General features: G+C 66.4%; 1 protein-coding gene. It reads left to right on the forward strand.

Features of this window, described 5'->3' with window-relative positions; all coding sequences use genetic code 11:
• Positions 1-536 (forward strand): SLC5/6 family protein (locus tag DAI20_RS20220; RefSeq protein ID WP_497802655.1); only part of this gene is annotated, 536 nt, incomplete at both ends.

Below are 536 nucleotides of genomic sequence, written 5' to 3' on the forward strand. Positions count from 1 at the left end.
CGCCAGGTTGATGCCACCGAGCACCACCACGGCATGATGCTGGCGATCGCCTTCGAATCGGTGATCAAGTTGCTGGCGATGCTGGCCGTGGGCGTGTTCGCCTACCCGTGGCTGAGCAACCGCAGCGACGCGGTGGTCGAGTCGGTGCACACGCTGTTCACCGGCCTGCCGCCGGTGGGATTCATCTCGCAGACCCTGCTCAGTTTCCTCGCGATCATCTGCCTGCCGCGCCAGTTCCACGTGGCCGTGGTCGAATGCGGTGACGTGCGTGACGTGCGCCGCGCGCGCTGGATGTTCGGTGGCTACCTGGTGCTGATCTCGGGCATGGTGTTGCCGATCGCCACCGCCGGCGTGACCCTGTTCGGCACCGGTGGCAGCGTCGCCGACGATTCGATGGTGCTGGCCCTGCCGCTGGCCGAAGGCCGCAATGCGCTGGCGCTGATCGCCTATGTGGGCGGCTTCTCGGCGGCCACCGGCATGGTCATTGTGTCTTCGATCGCACTGGCCACCATGGTCAGCAACGACCTGGTGATGCC

The organism is Planctomonas deserti (assembly GCF_003067705.1).
Taxonomy (GTDB): Bacteria; Actinomycetota; Actinomycetes; order Actinomycetales; family Microbacteriaceae; genus Planctomonas; species Planctomonas deserti.